This window comes from Amycolatopsis sp. NPDC003865 (genome assembly GCF_053605345.1).
Genome location: NZ_JBSGJA010000011.1, coordinates 158,420 through 176,883, shown reverse-complemented (window position 1 = coordinate 176,883; position 18,464 = coordinate 158,420). Strand labels below are relative to the sequence as shown.

Annotated in this window: 16 protein-coding genes and 2 pseudogenes; 16 read left to right on the top strand and 2 right to left on the bottom strand. The window is 71.5% G+C overall.

The genetic code is table 11. The annotated features are described in order from the left end of the window. Window positions 1-40: 40 nt before the first annotated feature. Entirely contained in the window at window positions 41-1,690 is a 1,650-nt protein-coding gene (locus ACWEVP_RS25890; RefSeq protein ID WP_452065135.1) for an MDR family MFS transporter, read from the top strand. 54 nt (window positions 1,691-1,744) lie between these two features. On the opposite strand, the gene ACWEVP_RS25885 is transcribed toward ACWEVP_RS25890, so the two are convergent. Beyond that, window positions 1,745-2,257, bottom strand: a complete 513-nt coding sequence (locus tag ACWEVP_RS25885; RefSeq protein WP_257918088.1) for an inorganic diphosphatase — start codon at window positions 2,255-2,257, stop codon at window positions 1,745-1,747. 176 nt (window positions 2,258-2,433) lie between these two features. Between ACWEVP_RS25885 and dacB the strand changes: the two genes are divergently transcribed. The 14 genes and pseudogenes from dacB (at window position 2,434) to folK (ending at window position 16,911) form a co-directional block, all read left to right on the top strand. Beyond that, the gene (dacB, locus tag ACWEVP_RS25880) at window positions 2,434-4,764 is read left to right on the top strand and encodes a D-alanyl-D-alanine carboxypeptidase/D-alanyl-D-alanine endopeptidase (RefSeq protein ID WP_452065134.1); all 2,331 of its coding nucleotides are present in this window, start codon (window positions 2,434-2,436) and stop codon (window positions 4,762-4,764) included. Between the two features lie 83 nt (window positions 4,765-4,847). Further along, complete coding sequence (locus ACWEVP_RS25875) at window positions 4,848-5,858, top strand: zinc-dependent metalloprotease (RefSeq protein ID WP_452065271.1); 1,011 nt, start codon at window positions 4,848-4,850, stop codon at window positions 5,856-5,858. Beyond that, window positions 5,855-6,814, top strand: coding sequence for a tRNA lysidine(34) synthetase TilS (tilS, locus tag ACWEVP_RS25870; RefSeq protein WP_452065133.1), 960 nt, complete (start codon window positions 5,855-5,857; stop codon window positions 6,812-6,814). The genes ACWEVP_RS25875 and tilS overlap by 4 nt, the downstream gene beginning before the upstream one ends. A 3-nt stretch (window positions 6,815-6,817) precedes the next feature. Beyond that, window positions 6,818-7,369, top strand: coding sequence for a hypoxanthine phosphoribosyltransferase (hpt, locus tag ACWEVP_RS25865; protein ID WP_354823977.1), 552 nt, complete (start codon window positions 6,818-6,820; stop codon window positions 7,367-7,369). Between the two features lie 144 nt (window positions 7,370-7,513). Further along, the gene (locus ACWEVP_RS25860; RefSeq protein ID WP_452065132.1) at window positions 7,514-7,879 is read left to right on the top strand and encodes a hypothetical protein; all 366 of its coding nucleotides are present in this window, start codon (window positions 7,514-7,516) and stop codon (window positions 7,877-7,879) included. A 23-nt stretch (window positions 7,880-7,902) separates the two neighbouring features. Next, on the top strand, window positions 7,903-9,288 hold the full coding sequence (locus tag ACWEVP_RS25855) for a hypothetical protein (protein WP_452065131.1): 1,386 nt from the start codon (window positions 7,903-7,905) through the stop codon (window positions 9,286-9,288). 61 nt (window positions 9,289-9,349) lie between these two features. Then, window positions 9,350-10,135, top strand: a complete 786-nt coding sequence (locus ACWEVP_RS25850; protein WP_452065130.1) for an ESX secretion-associated protein EspG — start codon at window positions 9,350-9,352, stop codon at window positions 10,133-10,135. Between the two features lie 118 nt (window positions 10,136-10,253). Next, window positions 10,254-11,069, top strand: coding sequence for an ESX secretion-associated protein EspG (locus ACWEVP_RS25845; protein WP_452065129.1), 816 nt, complete (start codon window positions 10,254-10,256; stop codon window positions 11,067-11,069). 202 nt (window positions 11,070-11,271) lie between these two features. Continuing rightward, entirely contained in the window at window positions 11,272-13,671 is a 2,400-nt protein-coding gene (gene ftsH, locus ACWEVP_RS25840; RefSeq protein WP_452065128.1) for an ATP-dependent zinc metalloprotease FtsH, read from the top strand. Next, window positions 13,649-13,912 (top strand): annotated as a pseudogene (locus tag ACWEVP_RS25835) (GTP cyclohydrolase I); the annotation flags it as partial. The gene ftsH and the pseudogene ACWEVP_RS25835, both read left to right, overlap by 23 nt. Window positions 13,913-14,884: 972 nt before the next feature. Beyond that, window positions 14,885-15,229: pseudogene (gene folE, locus ACWEVP_RS25830) on the top strand (GTP cyclohydrolase I); the annotation flags it as partial. 35 nt (window positions 15,230-15,264) lie between these two features. Further along, complete coding sequence (gene folP / locus ACWEVP_RS25825; RefSeq protein ID WP_452065270.1) at window positions 15,265-16,071, top strand: dihydropteroate synthase; 807 nt, start codon at window positions 15,265-15,267, stop codon at window positions 16,069-16,071. Then, the gene (gene folB / locus ACWEVP_RS25820) at window positions 16,064-16,423 is read left to right on the top strand and encodes a dihydroneopterin aldolase (RefSeq protein ID WP_436384616.1); all 360 of its coding nucleotides are present in this window, start codon (window positions 16,064-16,066) and stop codon (window positions 16,421-16,423) included. The genes folP and folB overlap by 8 nt, the downstream gene beginning before the upstream one ends. Then, window positions 16,420-16,911, top strand: coding sequence for a 2-amino-4-hydroxy-6-hydroxymethyldihydropteridine diphosphokinase (gene folK / locus ACWEVP_RS25815; RefSeq protein ID WP_452065127.1), 492 nt, complete (start codon window positions 16,420-16,422; stop codon window positions 16,909-16,911). The genes folB and folK overlap by 4 nt, the downstream gene beginning before the upstream one ends. A 78-nt stretch (window positions 16,912-16,989) precedes the next feature. On the opposite strand, the gene ACWEVP_RS25810 is transcribed toward folK, so the two are convergent. Then, window positions 16,990-17,925 carry a MerR family transcriptional regulator gene (locus ACWEVP_RS25810; RefSeq protein ID WP_452065126.1) on the bottom strand — a complete coding sequence of 312 codons (936 nt, stop codon included), beginning with the start codon at window positions 17,923-17,925 and terminating at the stop codon, window positions 16,990-16,992. Between the two features lie 61 nt (window positions 17,926-17,986). On the opposite strand from ACWEVP_RS25810, the gene ACWEVP_RS25805 reads away from it, so the two are divergent. Beyond that, window positions 17,987-18,448 (top strand): DUF3180 domain-containing protein, encoded by a 462-nt coding sequence (locus ACWEVP_RS25805; protein WP_452065125.1) that lies wholly within the window; start codon window positions 17,987-17,989, stop codon window positions 18,446-18,448. Window positions 18,449-18,464 lie beyond the last annotated feature (16 nt).

Sequence of the window (18,464 nt, the reverse complement as noted above, 5' to 3'; positions counted from 1 at the left end):
GGATACAAGCAACTACGCACGAAGGCTGAGGGAGACCACCATGAGCGACACCACCACGGCGGAAGGAGCAGCCGCTACGAACGGCAAACTGTCCCACCGCCAGATCCTCACCGTCCTGTCCGGGCTGATGCTCGGCATGTTCCTGGCCGCGCTCGACCAGACGATCGTCTCGTCCTCGATGCGCACCATCGCCGACGAGCTGCACGGCCTGTCCCTGCAGGCCTGGGCCACCACCGCGTACCTCATCACCGCGACGCTCTCGACGCCGCTGTACGGCAAGCTGTCCGACCTCTACGGCCGCAAGCCCATGTACCTGACGGCGATTTCGCTGTTCCTGGTCGGCTCGCTGGCCAGCGGCATGGCGACGTCGATGTACGAGCTCGCCGCGTTCCGCGCCTTCCAGGGCCTCGGCGCCGGTGGCCTGATGTCGCTGGCGCTGGCGATCATCACCGACATCACGGCGCCGCGTGAGCGCAGCAAGTACCAGGGCTACTTCATGGCGGTGTTCGGCATCTCGAGCGTCGCCGGGCCGGTCGTCGGCGGCTTCTTCGCCGGCATCGACACCTTCGCCGGCATCACCGGCTGGCGCTGGGTCTTCCTGGTCAACGTCCCGATCGCGCTCGCCGCGCTGGTCGTCGTCACCAAGGTGCTGAACCTCCCGCACACCCGCGTGGACCAGAAGGTCGACTACTGGGGCGCCGTGGCGCTGGCCACCGGCCTGGTGCCGCTGCTGATCGTCGCCGAGCAGGGCCGCGAGTGGGGCTGGGGCTCCGCCGCCTCGATCGCGATGTACGTCGTCGGCGGGCTGGGCGTGGCCGCGTTCGTCTGGATCGAACGCCGGATGGGCGACGCCGCCCTGCTCCCGCTGCGCCTGTTCAAGCGGCCGGTGTTCCGGATGTCGACGCTCGTCACCGTCGTGCAGGGTGCCGGGATGTTCGGCGCGATGATGTCGCTGCCGCTGTACCTGCAGATCGTCAAGGGCGCGACGCCGACCCAGGCCGGCCTGCAGATGCTCCCGCTGACGCTGGGCATCATGTCCGCGAGCATGACCAGCGGACGGCTCATCTCGAAGACCGGGCGCTACAAGATGTTCGCGGTGGCCGGGATCGGCCTGATGGCGGCGGCGCTGTTCGCCCTGTCGACCATCACCGTCGACAGCTCGCTGGCCCTGGTCATGGTGATCGCCTTCGTGATCGGCCTCGGCCTCGGCGCCTCGATGCAGACGCTGGTGCTGGCCGCGACCAACGACGTCCGCCCGCAGGACATCGGCGTCGCCACCTCGGCGGCGACGTTCTTCCGGCAGATCGGCGGCACGGCGGGCACCGCGGTGTTCCTGTCGATCCTGTTCGGCACGGTCGGCGACCGGATCGCGAACGCCATCCGCTCGGCGATGACCACGCCGGCCTACGTGACGGCGCTGGCGCAGCACCCGGAGTTCGCGAAGCAGATGCAGAGCGGCCTCGACGTCAACGACACGTCGTTCCTGTCCACGCTCGACCCGACGCTGGCCCGGCCGATCCTGCAGGGCTTCGCCGAGTCGATGAGCACGGTGTTCCTGGTCGGCGGGATCGTGCTGACCGTCGGGTTCGCGCTGGTGTGGTTCCTCAAGGAGAAGCCGCTGTCGGACAAGTCGGCGATGGAGCAGCGCGCGGAGGCCGAAGAGGCTCCCGCCCTCGCCTTGGCGCACTGACCGGGGAATGAGAAAGGCCCCCTCGGGACTTCCCGAGGGGGCCTTTCCGCGGGCTCAGTGGCCGCCGTTGGCTTCTTCCTTCGCCAGCCGGTCGGTCTCGCGCTCGTACGAGCGGGCGATCTCGTTCTCGGCCTCGGTGCGGCCGACCCAGGACGAGCCTTCGACGCTCTTGCCGGGCTCGAGGTCCTTGTAGACCTCGAAGAAGTGCTGGATCTCCAGCTTGTGGAACTCGTTCAGGTGGTGGATGTCGCGCAGGTGCTCGAGGCGCGGGTCGTTCGTCGGGACGGCGAGGACCTTGTCGTCCGGGCCCTTCTCGTCGGTCATCCGGAACATGCCGATCGCGCGGCAGCGGATCAGGCAGCCCGGGAACGTCGGCTCCTGGACGAGCACCAGCACGTCCAGCGGGTCGCCGTCCTGGCCGAGGGTGTCGTCGATGAAGCCGTAGTCGGCCGGGTACTGCGTGGCCGTGAACAGGGTCCGGTCCAGCTTGATACGGCCGGTCTTGTGGTCGACCTCGTACTTGTTGCGCTCCCCTTTGGGGATTTCGATCGTGACGTCGAACTCCACGGCGTCCTCGCTGCTTCTTTATAGATCCGGGCGTGCCCGCAGCTCGCGGGCGGCAACCTTCATGACTGTCTTGACGTCTCCTAGTGTGGACTACGCCCTGCGTCCGGGTCGCATCGATGTCGGCCCGGAGGCATGTGAGCTTGGCCCCTTCCGGGGCAGGTGAGAAGGAGTGGTGGGTGCCGGAAAACGACCAGCCGATGTGGCCGTCGTCGGACGAAGACGGCTCGTCGTCCGGTGCGCGGGAGACCACGCCGATGGCGCTGCCCGACCCGCCGGCGAGCGCCTCGCCGAGCCCCGGCGTGCCCAACGTCACAGGCAGTGAGGCGCCGAAGGGATCCTGGTTCGCGCCGAACGTCGCGCCCGAACCGATCCCGGGCCTGAACGCGCCCGCCGAAGAGCCGCCGCCCCCGCCGCCCCCGGCGAAGCAGGACCTCGCCGACCGGCTCGGTTCCCGCGAACCGAAGCCGACGCCGAAACCGGAACCCGCCGAGGCGGAGCCGGCGCCGGCCGCGGAGAGCACGCAGTACATCGACGTCAAGCAGGCCGAGAGCACCCAGTACATCGAGGCCGAGCCGAAGAAGACGCCGATCGTGCCGGTCGAGCGCGACGTCTGGCCCGGCGAGCAGCCGGAACGCCACGAAGAGCCGCGGGCCGAGAAGCCGGACACGCAGCCGTGGCGCGAAGAGCTCCAGCTCTGGCGCGAGGAGCAGCAGCGCCGGGAAGAACAGCTGAAGCGCGGGGACGCCCAGCGCCGCCAGGAGTCCCCGCAGCGAGCCGACGCGCCCTGGGCACAGCGCCTCGACCTGCCGGAGAACCGTCCCGCCGAGCGCCCGCGCACCGATCTGCCGGAGCGCACCGCCGAGCCGGCCGAACGGCGTCCCGGGCTGCCGCCGGAGCCGCCGCGCGGGGTCGTCCCGTCGGCGTCCGCGGGGTCGCTGGCCCGGCCGATGCGGATCGAGCCGGACGGGCAGCGGTTCGACGCCGAGGCGACCGTCGGGATCGAGCGGCCCACCCAGTTCCCCGGTGCCTTCCAGCAGCACCCCCAGCCGCGGAACGAGCCGCCCGCGGAGCCGCCGCCCCCGGCGGAGCCCGCGGCCGCCGGCGAACCGCCAAAGAAGCGCCGCAAGGGCAAGATCATCGCCATCGTCGCGGTCGTCGTGCTGCTGCTGGCCGGCGGCGGGGTCGCGGCCGCGATGCCGAAGGTGTCGAACCGGCTCGGCCTGCCGTGGGCGCCGAACGCGCCGAAGGGCGACAGCCCCGACCCGGTCGCGGCCACGCGCCAGCTCCAGGGCCCGGACACGGCCGGACGGGCGCCGACGGCGAACGGCGTCAAGTCCGTGCTGGCCGGCCCGGCCGGCAACGGCGCGCTCGGCCAGCTCAACGGCAGCGTCGTCGACCCGGTGACCGGCACGACGCTGTGGGACCACAGCGCGTCGACGGCGGTGACCCCGGCGTCGACGACGAAGGTGCTCACGACGGCGGCCGCGCTGCTGTCCATGGACCCGAACACGCGGCTGTCGACGAAGATCGTCCAGGGTGCCGACCCGGGCACGGTGATCCTGGTCGGCGGCGGCGACGTCACGCTGACCGCGCTGCCGCTGGGCACCGAGTCGCCGCTGTACCCGGGTGCCGCGCACGTCGACGACCTCGTCGCCCAGGTGAAGAAGGCCAACCCGAACGTCAAGAAGGTGCAGGTCGACCTCAGCCTGTTCAAGGGCGCGACGACCGCGCCGGGCTGGGCCGCCGGCGACGCGCCCTCGACGTTCGCCACCCAGATCGGCTCGGTGATGGCCGACGCCGGGCGCCAGGACCCGAAGAACAACAACTCCCAGCGCGTGCCCAACGCGGGCAGCGCGCTGGCCGGGACGATCGCGTCGAAGCTCAGCGCGTCGCCGGGCGGCCAGGCGACCGCGCCGAAGGACGCGAAGGTCCTCGCCGAGGTCAAGTCGGCCCCGCTGACCGAGCTGGTCTCGGACACGATGGAGCTGTCCGACGACGTCCTCGCCGAGGCCCTCGCCCGCCAGGTCGCGCTGGCGACCGGCCAGGAGGCGACCTTCGCGGGCGGTGCCGCGGCGACCATCAAGGTGCTGAAGGACCACGGTTTCGACACCGCGGGCGTCAAGCTCTCCGACGGCAGCGGCATCTCGACCGAGAACAAGATCCCGGCGAAGCTGCTGACCCAGCTGATGGCCGCCGCGGCGGCCCCGGACGGCAAGAACCCGAACACCGGCAAGCTGCGCGCGATGCTGGCCGGCCTCCCGGTGGCGGGCGGCTCGGGCACCCTGGCCGACAAGCGGTTCGAGACGCCGGCGTCGCAGGCCGGCCGCGGCTGGGTGCGGGCCAAGACGGGCACGCTGACCGGCGTCAACACCCTCGCCGGGCTGGTACTGGACCAGGACGGGCGGGTGCTGGTGTTCGCGTTCATGTCCAACGGCTCCGACCAGCAACCGGGCCGGGACGCCATCGACGCCCTGGCCACCAGCCTCCGCAAGTGCGGGTGCTCGTAACAAACCGTACGAAGATCGTGGCCGGAAACCCACACCGGGCAGGTAGCGTCGGAAGGGTGAGTCAGGAAACCGAGACCCGGTCCATGGTCGACTGGGCACTCGCCGCGCAGACGGGCGCGCTGCTCGTGCGCGGCGGCCCGCAGGTCCCGCGCGAAGAGGCCGAGGCGGCCGTGACCGATCTGCGCGAGCTCACCGTCGTGGCCGAAGGGCACGTCCGGGAGCTGACGAACCTGGGCCTCGACCTGCCGCTGCTGCCCGGCGAGGTCGTCGACCGCCCCGGCTGGGTGCGCTCGGCCGCGGGCGGGCTGGACGCGCTGACCGGGCGCGCGCTGCCCCGGCAGGGCGGGCCGTTCGGGCCGATCCTCGCCGGTGGCGCGGGCGTGCAGACCGGGCTGGTGCTCGCGTTCCTGGCCAGCCGCGTGCTCGGGCAGTACGACCCGTTCGGCGGCGCGGACAAGGAGGGGCAGCTGCTGCTGGTCGCGCCCAACGTCGTCGCCGCCGAGCGGGCGATGGACGTCCCCGGCCGCGACTTCCGGCTCTGGGTCTGCCTGCACGAATGCACCCACCGGCTCCAGTTCACCGCGGTCCGGTGGCTGCGCGACTACTTCGCCGACGAGGTCGAGCGGCTCGTCACCGGGCTCGCGGGCGGCGGCTCCGACAGCCTCGCCGACCTGGTCGGCCGGCTGCCCGAGGCGATCAAGCAGGGGCCGAAGCTGAACCTCGCCGAGCTGCTCCAGTCGCCGAAGGAACGAGCGGTCTTCGACCGGCTCCTGGCCCTGTCGACGCTGCTGGAAGGCCACGCCGACTTCGTGATGGACGCCGTCGGCCCGCAGGTCGTCCCGAGCGTCGACACGATCCGCGCGCGGTTCACCGCCCGGCGCAAGGGCGGCGGCGTCTTCGACCGGCTGCTGCGCGCGCTGCTCGGCGTCGACGCGAAGATCCGTCAGTACGAAGAAGGCTCGAAGTTCACGAAGCACGTCGTGGACGCCGTCGGCATGGACGGCTTCAACGCCGTCTGGCGCTCGCCGAACACCCTGCCCTCGCGCGCCGAGATCGCCGACCCGGCCGCGTGGGTCCGGCGCCTGCACGGATGACCGGGACGGCGGTCGCGGCCGTCCGCCGGGCCGTCCGCGCGTTCCTGGACGCGGTCGAGGCACCCCCCGAGCTGTGCGTCGCGGTCTCCGGCGGCGCCGACTCCCTCGCGCTGTGCGAGGCCGCGGCGTACGTCGGGCACCACCGCGGCCACCGCGTCCGCGCGCTGGTCGTCGACCACGGCCTGCAGGAGGGCTCGGCGAAGATCGCCCTCGACGCGGCCGCCGCGGCCAAGGCGCTGGGTGCCGACGAAGCCGAGGTGCGCCGGACCGACGTCACCGGCCCCGGCGGCCCGGAAGCGGCCGCGCGCAAGGCCCGCTACCGCGCGCTGGCCGGCCACGACCTCGTCCTGCTCGGCCACACCCTCGACGACCAGGCCGAAACCGTCCTGCTCGGGCTCGGCCGCGGCTCCGGCCCGCGCAGCCTCGCCGGGATGCGGCCGTACGACCCGCCGTGGGGCCGCCCGCTGCTGGCGGTGTCGCGCGCCACCACCCGGGCTGCCTGCGCCGAACTCGGCGTCGAGCCGTGGGAGGACCCGCACAACGCCGACCCGCGCTTCACCCGCGTCCGGTTGCGCACCGAAGTCCTGCCGTTGCTGGAAGACGTCCTCAACGGCGGCGTCGCCGGCGCACTCGCCCGCACGGCCGCGCAACTGCGTGAGGACAGTGAGGCACTGGACACATCGGCGGACATGATCTTCACCCGCGCGGGCGGAGCCGAAGGGCTGGACGCCGGCGTCCTCGCGGCCGAACCCGCGGCGGTGCGGCGGCGGGTTATCCGCAGGTGGCTGCTGCAATCGGGTGTGCGCGAGCTCACCGACGGGCACCTGCGCGCGGTCGACGACCTCGTCGCCCGGTGGCGTGGTCAGGGCGGTGTCTGGTTGCCGGGCAACTTGGAGGCGCGGCGGGCGCATGGCAGGCTCTGCGTCACCTCCCAACCCACCACACGAGGGGAATGACCTGTGTACGAGGGCGAAATCGCCTCCGTGCTCGTCACCGAGCAGCAGATCAAGGACAAGATCACGGAGCTGTCGGCGCAGATCGCCGCCGACTATCCGGCCAACGGGCAGGGCGAACTCCTGCTGGTGGGCGTCCTGAAGGGCGCGGTCATGTTCATGACCGACTTCGCCCGCGCGCTGCCGCTGCCGACGCAGCTGGAATTCATGGCCGTCTCCTCGTACGGCTCGGCGACGTCGTCGTCCGGCGTCGTGCGGATCCTCAAGGACCTCGACCGCGACATCGCGGGCCGGGACGTCCTGATCGTCGAGGACATCGTCGACTCGGGCCTGACCCTGTCGTGGCTGCTGAAGAACCTCGCGAGCCGCAACCCGGCGTCGCTCGAGGTCGTTTCGCTGCTGCGCAAGCCGGAGGCGGTCAAGGTGGACGTCCCGGTGAAGTACATCGGCTTCGACATCCCGAACGAGTTCGTCGTCGGCTACGGCCTCGACTACGCCGAGCGCTACCGGGACCTGCCCTACATCGGGACGCTGGACCCGAAGGTCTACACGTCCTAGTTCACCGACCGTTCACCGCAACTACCGGATCCGCGGAACCCCGGGCACGAAGTTTGCGTCATAGGCTCTGATCACGTGCGTTAACCTATGCGAAGACCATTCGTGCCCGCGGTGACCGGGTCGGGGGAACGGGAGAGAGCTCAGATGGGGAACAGCAGCGCTGCCGACGCGAACGCCTTCAAGGCAGCGGCCGCGGCGGGCCAGGTCGGGATCGACCCCGACGCCGCGCAGACCGTGCTGAACAAGATCCGCACCGGCAAGGACGCGGTCGAGGCCCTGCTCAGCGGCGCGGGCACGCTCGCGCAGCCGCCGAAGCTCGGGGACAACCCGGTCGGCAACGCGATGGCGGCCAAGTTCGTGCAGCGCGCCGACGGCGGGAACGACTCCTACGCCGCCGCGCTGCAGAACCTGCTCGACCAGTACACCGCCGCCGAAGAGGGCATCGTCACGGCGATGTCCCGGTACCACGAGATCGACAACGCCGCGGCCGATCCGTTCCGCAACGCCTGAGTCCAGAGGGGGATTTCGAAGTCATGGCTCCGAACCACAGCGACCAGCCGGCGACGACGGCCGACCCGGGCTCGCTCGTCCCGCTCGGTGACAACGCGGCGTCGCAGAACATCGTCGACAACGCCCGCGGCAGCGCCGGCGGCTTCGACATGGGCAGCGACCGCGCGATCGCCAACCCGCCGAACTGGAACGCGCAGGCCAGCCAGCAGCTCTACGCGGGCGCGGTCAACAACAACGACCCCGGCACGGCCGAGGCGACCGGGCACGCCTGGGCGCACCACGGCACCGAGCTGAAGCAGGCGTCCGACCACCTGTACAACGCGATCTCCGAGCTGGGCAACGCCTGGGTCGGCCGTGGTGCCGCGGGTGCGCAGGGCGCGCTGGTGGCCATCGCGAACTCCGGTTCGCAGGCCTCCGACGCCGCGCACACGATGTCCGACCGGCTCGCCCGGCAGGCCGCGGCGGCCGCCGAGGTCAAGAAGATGCCGGCGCCGAAGGACTACGACCCCAAGCAGGCCATGGCGGCCGCGCTGGCGGGCGGCCCGGCGGCGCTGATCGCCGACCAGAAGGCCCAGGCGGACGCGGCCAACGACGTCAAGGCGCAGCAGGTCGCGTTCTTCAACGCCTACACCAAGGCGATGAGCGAGGTCGACAGCTCGACCCCGAGCTTCGGCCCGGAGTCGCTCGGCATGAAGCCGACCGGTTCGCACAACTCCGTGTCGTTCAACGGCATCAGCAGCGTCGGCAGCGCCGGCCCGGTCCAGGGGCTCTCCGGCGCGGGCGGCGCGGTGTTCGCCTCGAGCGGCGCGGGCTTCGGCGGCGGCCACGGCGGCGCGTTCGACGCGCAGCACGCGGCGGTCGGCCCGAACGGCGTCCACGGCGGCGCCTTCGGCCACGACGCGGCGGCGCTCGGCACCGACGGCAGCGTGGGTGGCACGGCCGCCGGGACGGGCACGGGCACGAGCACCGGGGCGGGCCACGTCGCCACGGGTGCCGGGCAGCCGAGCAGCGGCAGCCCGCTGAGCAAGATCGGCATGGGCCTCGGCATCGGCGGTGCCGCCGGCGGCCTCGGTGCGCTGGCTTCCCGCGCGCTCGGCAAGGGCAGCAAGTCGGGTGCGAAGGCCACGAACGACACGTCGCTGGCCTCGGCCGAAGGCCAGAGCGCCGCGTCGGCCCAGGCACCGCAGCAGGGTCTCGTCTCGTCGGCGGGCACCATCGGCGGGCAGACCCCGCCGCCGATGAACCCGGGCATGGGCATGGCCCCGCACGGCGCCCAGGGCGAGCAGGACGAGGAGCACACGCACGCGTCGTTCCTCATCGAGGCCGACCCGGACGCGGCTTTCGGCGCCGACCAGGCGACCCCGCCGCCGGTGATCGGCGCGTGGTCCGAGGACGACGAAGACCGCTGATCCTTTCGTGCCGGGTTCGCCGACGGCGGGCCCGGCCCGCTTTTCTCCTGGGGGTGGCTCGATGCCGAACGCTGAGCTGCTCACCCCGGTCGAGGTGGACTTCCTGTGGGAGTCCGCCGGGCTGGGCGAGCTGCCGTACCCGCTGCGCGTCCGCTCGCACGGCGAGACCGTGGACGAGCGGTCGCTGCTGCGCCGCCGCACGCTGGAAGGGCTGGCCGCTCGCGGGCTGGCCGACGGCCGCGGCCGGCCGGAACCGCACGTCGAGGACTACTTCGGCGTGCTGGCGCAGCCCGAGCTGAGCCTGGACGCGGTCCAGCTGATCGCCCCGGACGCCGAGCCGCTGCTGGCGATCGCCGGTGTGCTGGGCGGCCAGGGGCTGCTGGCGGTCCAGGACACGCGGGGCCTGCACCTGCAGCCGTGCCCGGCCGACGGCCTGGCGAGCGCGATCGTCTCGCTGCTCCCGGGTGCCCCGCGCGGTGCGGAGAAGTCGGTGACGGTCCCACTGGAGCAGCTGGTCGGCGCGCACGGGGTCGACTTCCTGTCCCGCCGCGGCAACGGCGACGAGCGCGCGTCGGCGGACGAGGACCGCAAGGCGCTGGCGAAGCTGCACGCCCAGCCGCGGCTGCGCGGCGGCCAGATCGCGGCCAACGCGCGTTCGCGCATGGGCGGCCGCACCCGGACGCCGGTGCTGAGCTGGTTCGACACGGAGACGGGCCGGTACTTCACCCAGGCGACCCGCGGCCGCGACGGCCGTGACTGGATCACGATCGCCCCGGCCGACGCGGCGACGCTGCGCCACCGGCTGGGCGAGATGCTGGCGGGGGCCGCGCAAACCAGCACAGTCTGATCGCGTCGTCAGCGCCTCTGCCAAGATCGGGCTCCGGCTTTCTCCGAGCGTGCTCGCCGTCGCCACTTTTTGTCGGTGGTGCGGGCTACGCTGAGCAAGAGTCCGATCCGGGAGAGTAGTGATGCAAGAGTTCTTCTCGCCGCTCGCGTTCGACTTCCTCTGGGAGTCGGCGCAGGTCGGGGAGCTGCCGTACCCGCTGCTGGTCCGGTCGCACGGCGCGACCGAAGACGAGCGCGTCTCGCTGCGCCACCGCGTCGACGCCGAGCTGAAGGCCCGCGGCGTTCGCGATGCGCGCGGCAGGCTCGCGCCGCCGATCGAGGACGCCCTGCAGCTGCTGGCCTTCGCCCCGCTGACCATCGACGCCCTGCACATCCCGCAGTTCGAGGCGCCGACCATCGGCGTGCTCGCGGCGGCCGACGACACCCTGGGCGTCCTCGCGGTCCAGGACGCCGACGGCATCTGGCTGCGGGACGTCCCACCGGACGGCCTGGTCTCCGCCGTCGTCGGGGTGCTCCCGGCCGGCCCGCGCGGAAGCGAGGCGTCGGTCACACTCCCGCTGGACGACGCCCTGCGCACCGCGCCGATCCGGGTGCCCGTGTCCCTCCCGGCCAACCCGGGCGAGGAACGCGGGCGAGCCCGCCGGACGCCGCTGAGCGAACGCGTCACGGCCGACCCGCGGGAGGCCTACGGCCGGATCTCCGGGCAGCCGCGGCAACGCGGCGGTCAGCTGGCAGCGAACAGCCGTTCCCAGGTCGGGGCCAAGCAGCGGTCCCGGGTGCTGGCCTGGTTCGACACCGCGACCGGGCGCTACCTGAGCCTCTCCCGCGCAGGTACGGACGGCCGCGAGTGGGTCACCGTCGCCCCGGCCGACCCGGCCACGCTGCGGACCCGGCTGGGCGAGATGGTGAGCAGTGTGTCCGACGGCACGCGCTAGCGTGAACAGCGTGGACGCCGGCCGGGAACCCGGGCGCGGTATCGCCCGTTGACCTGCGAGAGGCTCACAGGGGATGAACGCGGCAGCGGACGGTACCCTGATGGGACGGCAGCCCGGGCACCGCGGGTTGTCAAGATCGTGATGGCGGGTATCACAGGAGCCGCCCAACCAGGGAGGGTCGAGGCCACCAGGGCCGAGTCGTATGAACCGGAAGAGCGTGCTCAGGAACCCACTGCTGTGGATCGTCGCGGGGTTGCTGGCGTTGTTCGCGTACAACACGATCTTCGACAGTGATCGTGGGTACACCCAGGCACCCATCTCGGTGGCGAACTCCCAGATCTCCTCGAACAACGTCAAGGAAGCCAGCCTCGAGGACAAGGAACAGCAGCTCAAGCTGCTGCTGGCCAAGCCCATCGACGTCGACGGCCAGCAGGTCACCCAGATCATTTCGCAGTACCCCTCGGACGCCACCCGCCCGATCTACGACTCGTTGATCGCGGCGAAGAACGGCGGCCAGCCGATCAAGTTCACCACCAAGGTGACCCAGCAGGGCGTGCTGACGCAGATCCTCATCTTCGCCATCCCGCTGGCCCTCGTCCTGGGCCTGCTGATGTGGATGATGAACAACGCCCAGGGTGGCGGCAACCGCGTCCTCAACTTCGGCAAGTCCAAGGCCAAGCAGCTGAACAAGGACATGCCCAAGACGACCTTCGGGGACGTCGCGGGTGCCGACGAGGCCGTCGAAGAGCTGTACGAGATCAAGGACTTCCTGCAGAACCCGGCGCGCTACCAGGCGCTCGGCGCGAAGATCCCGAAGGGCGTGCTGCTCTACGGGCCGCCGGGTACCGGTAAGACGCTGCTCGCGCGAGCCGTCGCCGGCGAGGCGGGCGTGCCGTTCTACACGATCTCCGGTTCGGACTTCGTCGAGATGTTCGTCGGTGTCGGCGCTTCCCGCGTCCGTGACCTGTTCGAGCAGGCCAAGCAGAACGCGCCGTGCATCATCTTCGTCGACGAGATCGACGCGGTCGGCCGCCAGCGCGGCGCCGGCCTCGGCGGCGGGCACGACGAGCGCGAGCAGACCCTGAACCAGCTGCTCGTCGAGATGGACGGCTTCGACGCCCGCGGCGGCATCATCCTGATCGCGGCCACCAACCGGCCCGACATCCTCGACCCGGCGCTGCTGCGCCCCGGCCGGTTCGACCGGCAGATCCCGGTGTCCGCGCCCGACCTGCGCGGCCGCAAGGCGATCCTCGAGGTGCACGCCAAGGGCAAGCCGATCGCCCAGGGCACGGACCTGTCCAGCCTGGCCAAGCGGACCGTCGGCATGTCCGGCGCGGACCTGGCGAACGTGCTGAACGAGGCCGCGCTGCTCACCGCCCGCCAGAACGGGCACGTGATCACCGACGCCGCGCTGGAGGAGTCCGTCGACCGCGTCGTCGGCGGCCCCGCCCGCAAGAGCCGGATCATCTCCGAGAAGGAGAAGAAGATCACGGCCTACCACGAGGGCGGGCACGCGCTCGCCGCGTGGGCGATGCCGGACATCGAACCGGTCTACAAGCTGACCATCCTGCCGCGCGGCCGCACGGGCGGGCACGCGCTGCTCGTCCCCGAGGACGACAAGGACCTGATGACCCGCTCCGAGATGATCGGGCGGCTGGTCTTCGCGATGGGTGGCCGCACGGCGGAAGAGCTCGTCTTCCACGAGCCCACCACCGGTGCGTCGTCCGACATCGAGCAGGCGACGAAGATCGCCCGTGCGATGGTCACCGAGTACGGCATGAGCGCCCGCCTCGGCGCGGTCAAGTACGGCCAGGAGCAGGGAGACCCGTTCCTCGGCCGGTCGGCTGGGCGGCAGGCGGACTACTCGCTCGAGGTGGCGCACGAGATCGACGAGGAGGTGCGCAAGCTCATCGAGACGGCGCACACCGAGGCGTGGCACGTGCTCAACACCTACCGCGACGTGCTCGACGAGCTGGTCATCGAGCTCCTGGAGAAGGAGACGCTGACCCGCAAGGACCTGGAGCGGATCTTCGCGACGGTCGAGAAGCGCCCGCACATCACCGTGTTCAACGAGTTCGGTGAGCGGACGCCGTCGGACAAGCCGCCGATCAAGACCCCGGGCGAGCTGGCGATGGAGCGCGGCGAGCCGTGGCCGCCGCCGGAGAAGGAGAAGCCGGTCCTGAAGCCGGAGCCGACCCCGGTCGGCACCGCCCAGGGGGCCGGCGACCTGCCGGGCGGCCCGCCGTACCCGTCGCCGACGCCGGTCGACCCGAACGCGAACCCGTACGCCCCGCCGCAGCCGGGCGCCTACCCGAACGGTGGCCGCCCGAACGGTGGCCCCAACGGCACGGCGCACTGGCCGCAGACCTACGGCGGCGGCCAGCAGCCGGGCAGCCACCCGTCCGGCCAGAGCGGCCCGCCGAACTACGGTGCCCCTCCGGGCTGGACGCCCGCGACCTCGCCGGGCGGTCAGCCGGGCCAGTCGTGGCGGCCCGGTGGTGAAGAACGCCCTCGTGAGCACGGCTGGTTCGCCGACCAGGCGGGCAACCAGCAGAACGAGGGAGAACGACGTGACGTGGATGGACCAGACAAGCCGCAGTGACGCCGACCGCCCGGTCTTCGACCAGGACCGGGCGGAGAAGGCGATCCGCGAGCTCCTCCTGGCCTGCGGCGAAGACCCGGAGCGGGACGGTCTCAAGGAGACCCCCGCCCGGGTGGCCCGCGCGTACCACGAGATGTTCGCGGGGCTCTACACCGAGCCGGACTCGGTCCTGGACCGGACTTTCGACGAGTCCCACGAGGAACTCGTGCTGGTCACGGACATTCCGATGTTCAGCCAGTGTGTGCCGAGCAAACAGACCGTGAACGCCGTCGGCGGCCGCAAGCAGGCCGCCGACGTGCAGGTCGGTGACAAGCTCTGGACGCTCGTCGGCGGCAACGTCGAAGAGACCGAGGTTACCGAGATCAGCTCGCACCAAGTGCGCGAGCTGGTCGAGGTGAAGACCTCTGTGGGCAAGTTCCGCGTCACTCCCGACCACCCTCTGGCGACGCCGGAAGGCTGGAAGGAAGCCAAGGACGTCGAGGGCACCTTCATCGAGTGGACGCACGCCAAGAAGCTCTGCCGTGAGCGGTGGCGGCCGACCCTCGGATACGACTTCGGCTACGTGGTCGGCACGGTCTGCGCCGATGGCACGGTCGCGGATCGCTATGTGTCCCTGGTGGTCAACGACCGCGACTACGCGAAGAAGTTCGCGGAATCACTGCACCGCGCGTTCGGGATCGACGCGAAGGTCGAACCGACCTCTCGGCCGTCGGGCTACCTGGGGCGCGACCTGCCGGGCTTCCGGGTGCGGGTGGTGTCGTCCTTCCTGGCCGACCTGATGCGGCAGTACGTCGGCGGCGACGCCCACCACATGCGTCAGCGGTTCCCGATGGTCGTGTTGAACGACTTGTCGACCTTCAACGGCTTCCTCGACGGATACGTCGACGGGGACGGACACCGCAGCAAGCACTCGGCGGGCCGCATCATCGCAAGCGCCAACACACCGTTCCTCGTAGACCTGGCAACGGTCATCGGCGCTCGCTTCACGGCCAACACCGGCGATTCCGCGTCCCGGTTGTACGTCGCGGACAGCTGGTTCCGGAAGCACGGCTTCCCACAGGACGACTACGCGACGGATCTGATCGAGTCGGAGTACGTGCAAGTCGAGTCGGTGACACCCGTGACGGCGACCGGCACCAAGCCTTATACGGTTTACAGCTTCAAATGCGAGCCGCATCCGACATTTTTGATTGCGGGGCATTTAACTCATAATTGTGAACACCACCTGGTGCCGTTCCACGGGGTCGCGCACGTCGGGTACATCCCGAACGCCGCCGGGAAGGTCACCGGGCTCTCGAAGCTCGCGCGGCTCGTCGACCTCTACGCCAAGCGCCCGCAGGTCCAGGAGCGCCTGACCTCCCAGGTCGCCGACGCGATCGTCCGCAAGCTCGAACCGCGCGGCGTCATCGTCGTGATCGAGGCCGAGCACCTCTGCATGGCCATGCGGGGCATCCGGAAGCCCGGCGCCCGCACGACCACCTCCGCCGTGCGCGGGCAGCTGAAGAACTCGCCCTCGTCGCGGGCGGAGGCGCTCGACCTGATCAAGGCGCGCCGGTGAGCGTGGGGCTTCCCGCTCCCGGCCGGTGCGTCGTGATGGGCGTGCTGAACGTGACGCCCGATTCCTTTTCGGACGGTGGCCGCTACCTCGGGCTCGAGCAGGCTCTGGAGCACGCGCGCGAGATGTGGGCGCGTGGCGCCGACCTGATCGACGTCGGTGGCGAGTCCACCCGGCCCGGCGCCGCCCGGGTCGACGCCGACACCGAAATGCGGCGAATTCTGCCGGTCATCCGCACCCTCGCCGGCGAAGGGATGGCGCTGTCGGTCGACACGACCCGCGCGGCCGTCGCCGCCGCGGCGCTCGAAGCCGGGGCGCACATCGTCAACGACGTCTCGGGTGGGCTGGCCGATCCGGAAATGGCGCGCGTCGCCGCGGACAGCGGGGTGCCGTGGGTGCTGATGCACTGGCGCGGGCACAGCAAGGACATGCAGGCGCTGGCGTCCTACCAGGACGTCGTCGCCGACGTGCGGGCCGAGCTGCTGTCCCGGGTGGACGAAGCGCTGGCCGCGGGGGTCGCCGAGAGCGCGATCGTGCTGGACCCGGGGCTGGGTTTCGCGAAGAACGCCGAGCACGACTGGGCGTTGCTGCGCGGGCTGGACTCGTTGCTGTCGCTGGGGTTCCCGGTGCTGGTCGGAGCTTCGCGCAAACGGTTTCTCGGCCGCCTGCTGTCCGAAAAGGACGGCACGCCGCGGCCGCCGGACGGCCGTGAGGACGCCACCGCCGCCATTTCCGCGCTCGCCGCGGCCGCGGGGGCGTGGGGCGTGCGGGTGCACGAGGTCGGGGCGTCGCTGGACGCGGTCGCCGTGGCCGCCGCTTGGTGGAAGGGTTCCCCGGATGTCTGACCGGATCACGCTGACCGGCCTGCGCGTGTTCGGCCGCCACGGCGTGTTCGAGCACGAAAAGCGCGACGGCCAGGAGTTCGTCGTCGACGTCACCGTGTGGCTGGACCTCGGGCCGGCCGCCGCGTCGGACGACCTGACGAAGACGCTGCACTACGGCGAGCTGGCCGAGCTGGCGGCGGGGATCGTCGCCGGCGAGCCGTACGACCTGATCGAGAGCGTCGCGGGCAAGATCGCCGACGAGGTCATGCGCGACGAGCGGCTGAGCGCGGTCGAGGTGACCGTCCACAAGCCGTCGGCACCGATCCCGCTGACGTTCGACGACGTCGCGGTGACGGTCCGGCGCGACCGGTGAGCCGCGCGGTGCTGTCGCTGGGCTCGAACCTCGGCGACCGGCTCGGCTACCTGAAGCTGGCGCTGGACGCGGTGCGGCCGGCGCTGGTCGCGGTGTCGAGCGTGTACGAGACGAAGGCGTGGGGCGTCGAGGACCAGCCGGACTTCCTGAACGCGGTGTGCGTGGTCGACGACCCGGCGCGCGACCACTGGGCGTGGCTGCGCACGGGCCAGGCGGCGGAGCAGGCCGCGGGCCGGGTGCGCGAGCTGCGCTGGGGCCCGCGGACGCTGGACGTCGACGTGGTCACGGTCGACGGCGTGACGTCCGACGACCCGGAGCTGCTGCTGCCGCACCCGGGCACGCCGGACCGGGCGAGCGTGCTGGTGCCGTGGGTGGAGCTCGAGCCGGCGGCGGTGCTGCCGGGCCACGGCCCGATCGCGGAGCTGCTCGCGGCCCGGCCGGCGGACGAGGTGGCGACGGTCCGCCGGACGGGCCTCCAGCTGCGCTGAAAGATGACTCATCGGTGTACCGGACGTGGCCGTTACCGATCACGCCCGGCCCGTCGCCGAGTTGCCGTTCCGGTGCGGTCAGCCGCGCAGGGCTTCGATCATGAAGCCGACCGCGGGCCGGGTCGTCGGGAACGGGGGCCAGCCGTTGATGATCCCCAGCAGCTTCCAGTAGTGCTCGGCCCGCGGGTCGCCGCCCGCGGCGAAGCGGTCGGCCAGCTCGCGGCGGAACTCGGCCGACGACGGGTCCTGATCCGGCCGGGCCGACGCCGCCGCGATCTCCGCCGCAAACGCTTGCCCCACCTCGGACGTCGGGCTTTCGCCCGCGTCGACGGCTTCCTGAGCGCGGGCCGTCCACGCGTTCCAGTTGTCCCGCCACGCCGAGGACGGCTGTTCGAAGTCGCCTTCGCGGATCTGCTTGGCCTGGGTTTCGCTCATGCCGCGGATCAGCGCCCGGAAGTCCGGGTCCTGGATCAGCTCGGCGAACTCGATCCACGCTTCCAGCTGCTCCGGTGACGGGTCGTCCGGGAGCTCCGGCTTGCCGGCGCGCATGCGCTGGTAGAACTCCTCGTTGACCTCGAGCCCGGACACCATCTCGTCCCAGAACTCGTCCACCAGCCGCTTGCGCTCCTCGTCGGACATCGACGCGAGACGGTTCATCAGTTTCACTTCCTCCAGCTCGGAATCACGCTTGGCCACCGCGCGCAGCACCGCCCGGCGCAGCCGCAGGCGCCGGATCTGCTCGTCCAGCGCCTCGACGTGCCGGGTCGCCAGCTCGCCGACCGTCGACGGCCGCGTCAAGGCGGCCGAGACGTCGGCGAGGCCCAGCCCCAGTTCGCGCAGGGTGCGGACCAGCTCGAGCCGGGCCATCGCCGCGGCGTCGTAGAGGCGGTAGCCGGCGTCCGTCCGCTCGGTCGGGGGCAGCAGGCCCTCGTCCGAATAGAAGCGGATGGTCTTGACCGGCAAGCCGGTCCGCCGGGCCAGCTCGCCGATGGTGAAGGTCGCGGTGGTGCCCACAAGACGCATGGTGAACTCTCCAGTCGGTGGAGAGTCAAGCTTCTCACGGTACGGTTGGAGCATGCACTTCACTCGGCCCCGCGACCTGGTGGTGGCCGGGCTGCTCGGCTTGGTCCTCGGGTACCTGCTCTTCGTCGTCGCGTACGGCTCGCTGCCGCAGCTGCCCACGTTCGCCGGCATCACCTTCGCTGTGCTGGCCCTCGTCGAGGCCGGGCTCGCGCTCTCCATCCGCTCCCGGATCAAGAACGGCCGGGTCGTTGCCGCTATCGGGATCGCCCGATCGGTCGCGCTGGCGAAGGCTTCGTCACTCGCCGGAGCGTTCATGGGCGGGGCCTGGCTGGCCGCGCTCGCCTACGTTTTCCCGCGACGTGACGAACTCGTCGCCGCCGTGCTCGACACGCGGGCAGGCGTGGTCGGCGTCGTGTCCTCCGCGGCCCTGGTAGCAGCGGGTTTGTGGCTCGAACACTGCTGCCGGACCCCGCGTGACCAAGATCGTGAGCACACCCGCGGAACGACCGGTTAGCGCTGGAATCCCACCG

What these genes read in the sequence shown, in the direction of transcription:
- ACWEVP_RS25860 (WP_452065132.1), top strand. Translation starts at nt 7,514, where the DNA reads ATGGGGAACAGCAGCGCTGCCGACGCGAACGCCTTCAAGGCAGCGGCC.
- ACWEVP_RS25855 (WP_452065131.1), top strand. Translation starts at nt 7,903, where the DNA reads ATGGCTCCGAACCACAGCGACCAGCCGGCGACGACGGCCGACCCGGGC.
- ftsH (WP_452065128.1), top strand. Translation starts at nt 11,272, where the DNA reads ATGAACCGGAAGAGCGTGCTCAGGAACCCACTGCTGTGGATCGTCGCG.
- tilS (WP_452065133.1), top strand. Translation starts at nt 5,855, where the DNA reads ATGACCGGGACGGCGGTCGCGGCCGTCCGCCGGGCCGTCCGCGCGTTC.
- ACWEVP_RS25875 (WP_452065271.1), top strand. Translation starts at nt 4,848, where the DNA reads ATGGTCGACTGGGCACTCGCCGCGCAGACGGGCGCGCTGCTCGTGCGC.
- folB (WP_436384616.1), top strand. Translation starts at nt 16,064, where the DNA reads ATGTCTGACCGGATCACGCTGACCGGCCTGCGCGTGTTCGGCCGCCAC.
- ACWEVP_RS25850 (WP_452065130.1), top strand. Translation starts at nt 9,350, where the DNA reads ATGCCGAACGCTGAGCTGCTCACCCCGGTCGAGGTGGACTTCCTGTGG.
- folP (WP_452065270.1), top strand. Translation starts at nt 15,265, where the DNA reads ATGGGCGTGCTGAACGTGACGCCCGATTCCTTTTCGGACGGTGGCCGC.
- ACWEVP_RS25890 (WP_452065135.1), top strand. Translation starts at nt 41, where the DNA reads ATGAGCGACACCACCACGGCGGAAGGAGCAGCCGCTACGAACGGCAAA.
- ACWEVP_RS25805 (WP_452065125.1), top strand. Translation starts at nt 17,987, where the DNA reads ATGCACTTCACTCGGCCCCGCGACCTGGTGGTGGCCGGGCTGCTCGGC.